The organism is Pseudomonas sp. P5_B2 (assembly GCF_056400445.1).
The window spans coordinates 1-3,723 of sequence record NZ_JBFULH010000409.1; the positions used below are offsets into that span (position 1 = coordinate 1).

At 58.4% G+C, this 3,723-nt stretch carries 6 protein-coding genes; 5 read left to right on the forward strand and 1 reads right to left on the reverse strand.

The annotated features are described in order from the left end of the window. The coding region (locus AC1DRJ_RS21435) for a MerR family transcriptional regulator (RefSeq protein ID WP_477803901.1) at nucleotides 1-848 on the reverse strand (848 nt) is incomplete at its 3' end. Nucleotides 849-1,060: 212 nt separating this feature from the next. Between AC1DRJ_RS21435 and AC1DRJ_RS21440 the strand changes: the two genes are divergently transcribed. The 5 genes from AC1DRJ_RS21440 to AC1DRJ_RS21460 all read left to right on the forward strand — a co-directional run. Continuing rightward, a complete protein-coding gene (locus AC1DRJ_RS21440; RefSeq protein ID WP_477803902.1) occupies nucleotides 1,061-1,630 on the forward strand; it encodes an antibiotic biosynthesis monooxygenase in 570 nt (189 codons plus the stop codon). A 168-nt stretch (nucleotides 1,631-1,798) separates the two neighbouring features. Next, nucleotides 1,799-2,509 carry a dihydromonapterin reductase gene (gene folM / locus AC1DRJ_RS21445; RefSeq protein ID WP_477803903.1) on the forward strand — a complete coding sequence of 237 codons (711 nt, stop codon included), beginning with the start codon at nucleotides 1,799-1,801 and terminating at the stop codon, nucleotides 2,507-2,509. 21 nt (nucleotides 2,510-2,530) lie between these two features. After that, entirely contained in the window at nucleotides 2,531-3,109 is a 579-nt protein-coding gene (folE, locus tag AC1DRJ_RS21450) for a GTP cyclohydrolase I FolE (protein WP_477803904.1), read from the forward strand. Further along, nucleotides 3,109-3,480 (forward strand): dihydroneopterin triphosphate 2'-epimerase, encoded by a 372-nt coding sequence (folX, locus tag AC1DRJ_RS21455; protein WP_027924563.1) that lies wholly within the window; start codon nucleotides 3,109-3,111, stop codon nucleotides 3,478-3,480. The genes folE and folX overlap by 1 nt, the downstream gene beginning before the upstream one ends. Nucleotides 3,481-3,577: 97 nt before the next feature. Further along, a partial coding sequence (locus AC1DRJ_RS21460; protein WP_477803905.1) for a DUF1244 domain-containing protein occupies nucleotides 3,578-3,723 on the forward strand: 146 nt, incomplete at its 3' end.

Consider the following 3,723-nt stretch of genomic DNA (forward strand, 5'->3'; position numbering starts at 1 on the left):
GACACATCCCCCGCCAGCAATAGCTGACAGTCGAGGCTCATGGCCAATCGACTCAAACGACGTGGCAGCTCCGGGGAAGGTGCATGATTGGACACCAGCACCAGCGCCGCAGGTTTGACCCGCTCGCAGACCAGCGTCAACTCGTCGAAGGGCTGACCGATAGCGAGTAGTTGGATCGCCAGATCGACACCGCTCAGGTACAGCCCGGTGACCAGCACATCCAGCTCCCGGGCCTGATCGGCCAAGGCGCAGATAATCACTCGACGCGGTTGCATGACACGCACCAGCAGCAGGCGTTGCAATACTCGGGAGCGCAGAAAGGCATCCAGAAACAGCCACTCGCTGACCTGACCGAACGCTTCATGGCGCTGAAGCAATTGCTTCCATACCGGGAGCAAAATGTCCTGAAACACGACCGTCAGCGGGTAGCTGGAAAAAACCTGACCATAGAGATTCTCCAGTTGAACCTCGTCAAAGGCACTGACCACCGCCTGAAGCTGCTGTTGCCATTGGGTGTAATCAGCCTGAACGAGTTCGTTGGGAATGATCTGCGCCAGCGCCTTGAGCGGTTCGGTCCTGGACAGAATCTTGCCGACTTTGCTGACCGCAACGCCGCGGTCGATCCAGTCGAGGATGCTGCGAACCTTCTCGATATCGTGCATCGAGTACAGCCGATGCCCACTGTCGGTGCGCGTGGGCTGGACCAAACCATAACGCCGCTCCCAGGCGCGCAGCGTAACCGGGTTGATGCCCGTCAGACGCGCTACCTCACGAATAGGAAAGAGCTCTTCCCGATGAAGGGACAGATCCGATTGCAGGGCAGAAGTAACGTCAGTCAGGACAGGCATCAGATAGTCGACGACCATGAGAAAAATTGGATCCCATTTTAACGCTCTTGCCGCCTAACAATTCAACACCCTGATAATCGATGAATCCCGCTGGTGTATTGCCCGGAATCAGGAATAATCCTTGCTTGTCTCAAAGCGCAGCCCACCACCCCGGCGCTGCGCCTGGCGAAACTCCCACCCGGAGTAACGCAACAGTCATATGGAGATACACAATGTCTACCTCACCCGTCACGCTGATGGTTGCGCGCCGCGTTGCCGAAGGACGCTATCAGGACCTGATGGTCTGGTTGCGCGAAGGCGAACAATTGGCCACCGATTTTCCCGGTTATCTCGGCTCTGGCGTGCTCGCTCCGCCACCCGACGATGATGAATTCCAGATTATTTTCCGCTTTGCCGACGAGCAGACCCTGCACGCGTGGGAACACTCTGCGTCGCGCACGGCCTGGCTGACGCGCGGCAGCGACCTGTTTGGCCACAAGACGGAACATCGGGTCAGCGGGATCGAGGGTTGGTTCGGCGCGGTCGGTCAGCGCCCGCCACGCTGGAAACAAGCGGTGGCGATTTGGTTGGCATTCTTTCCGGTGTCCCTGTTATTCAACTTTGTCATCGGGCCTCTGCTGAGCGAAATGAGCTTGCTGCCGCGTGTGCTCATCGGCACGCTGTGCCTGACGCCGTTAATGGTCTACTTCTTCATTCCGTTATCGACCCGCCTGCTGGCCAACTGGCTGAACAACGTGGCACCACGCCCACTGCCCACCAAACCCCTCCCCCAAAATCAATGATTTCAATGTGGGAGCGAGCCTGCTCGCGATGGGGCCATAACATTCAATATCATTGAAGACTGCGATACCGCCATCGCAAGCAAGCTCGCATACACATGATGTACCCACAATAGGTGCACGTGGCCGCACGCTGGTATAGTTTTGCTCCTACCGCGACGCGAGCCGTTCATGACCTCTTCTGTAGCCCCCATCCTCATCACCGGTGCCGGCCAGCGTGTCGGCCTGCATTGTGCGCAGCGTTTGATTGAAGACGGCCAGCGGGTGATCTTCAGTTACCGCAGCGAGCGCCCCGGCGTCCAGACGCTGCGTGATCTGGGCGCCACTGCGGTGTTTGCCGACTTCTCCACTGAAGCCGGGATTCTCGCGTTCATCACTGACCTGAAAGCCCACACTGACAGCCTGCGAGCGATTGTCCATAACGCCTCCGAATGGTTGACCGAGACACCGGACACCGACGCCGCCGCCTTCACCCGCATGTTCAGCGTGCATATGCTTGCGCCCTACCTGATCAACCTGCACTGTGCCGAATTGCTGCAACGCTCAAGCCCGGCGGACATTGTGCACATCAGCGATGATGTGACTCGCAAGGGCAGCAGCCAGCACATCGGCTACTGCGCCAGCAAAGCCGGGCTCGACAGCCTGACCCTGTCCTTCGCCGCGAAATACGCGCCGACAATCAAGGTCAACGGTATCGCGCCCGCCCTGCTAATGTTCAACCCTGAGGATGACGCAGCCTACCGCGCCAAGGCTCTGGCCAAGTCCGCGCTGGGCATCGAACCCGGCAGCGACGTGATTTACCAGAGCCTGCGTTATTTGCTCGACAACCCTTATGTCACAGGCACTACCCTGACCGTCAACGGCGGACGGCACATCAAATAAGATGCCCCGCGAGGATTTTCCATGACGCTAACCCTGCACCAGAACGCCCTGTCCCAGAGCTACCGCGAGATTCYCATCGGTCTCGGTGAGAACCCGGATCGCGAAGGCCTGATCGACACCCCCGTGCGGGCGGCCAAAGCCATGCAGTACCTCTGTCATGGCTACGAACAAAGTGTCGAAGAGATCGTCAACGGCGCACTGTTCGCCTCCGACAACGATGAAATGATCATTGTCGACAACATCGAGCTGTATTCGCTCTGTGAACATCACCTCCTGCCCTTCATCGGCAAGGCCCATGTGGCTTATATTCCAACAGGCAAGGTGCTGGGCCTGTCGAAAATTGCGCGGCTGGTGGATATGTTCGCCCGTCGCCTGCAAATCCAGGAAAACCTCACCCGGCAAATCGCCGAAGCGGTGCAACAGGTGACCAATGCCGCTGGCGTCGCGGTGGTCATCGAAGCCCGGCACATGTGCATGATGATGCGCGGTGTCGAGAAACAGAATTCGACCATGAACACCTCGGTGATGCTCGGCGCCTTCCGCGAGTCGAGCAACACCCGCCAGGAGTTCCTGCAATTGATTGGACGGAGCACGTCGTAATGCCACAACTTCAACCAGGAATGGCACGCATCCGGGTCAAGGACCTGTGCCTGCGGACCTACATCGGAATCAACGAGGATGAAATCCTCAACAAGCAGGATGTGCTGATCAACCTGACCATCCTGTATGCGGCCCAGGAAGCGGTGCGCGACAACGACATCGATCACGCGCTGAACTACCGCACCATCACCAAGGCAATCATCGCTCACGTGGAGGGCAATCGCTTTGCGCTGCTCGAACGCCTGACCCAGGAAATCCTCGATCTGGTCATGGCTAACACGTCGGTGCTGTACGCCGAGGTTGAGGTCGACAAGCCTCACGCGCTGCGATTCGCCGAATCGGTGTCGATAACGCTCGCGGCAAGCCGCTGAGCTTCAAGCGTTTAGCTACAAGCGTTAAGCTACAAGCCACCGCAATCCACTTGCAGCTTGAAGCTTACCGCTTGAAGCTGCCTCGCAGAGGCCCCCCATGAACGATCAACAACGCCTGGAACTTGAAGCCGCCGCCTTTCGCCGGCTGGTGGCCCATCTGGACAGCCGCAAGGATGTACAGAACATCGACCTGATGAACCTCTCCGGTTTCTGCCGCAACTGCCTGTCCAAGTGGTACAAGGC

Bases quoted from the DNA above. Each gene is read 5' to 3' on its own strand.
- folM (WP_477803903.1), top strand. From the start codon at position 1,799: ATGACCTCTTCTGTAGCCCCCATCCTCATCACCGGTGCCGGCCAGCGT.
- AC1DRJ_RS21440 (WP_477803902.1), top strand. From the start codon at position 1,061: ATGTCTACCTCACCCGTCACGCTGATGGTTGCGCGCCGCGTTGCCGAA.
- folX (WP_027924563.1), top strand. From the start codon at position 3,109: ATGCCACAACTTCAACCAGGAATGGCACGCATCCGGGTCAAGGACCTG.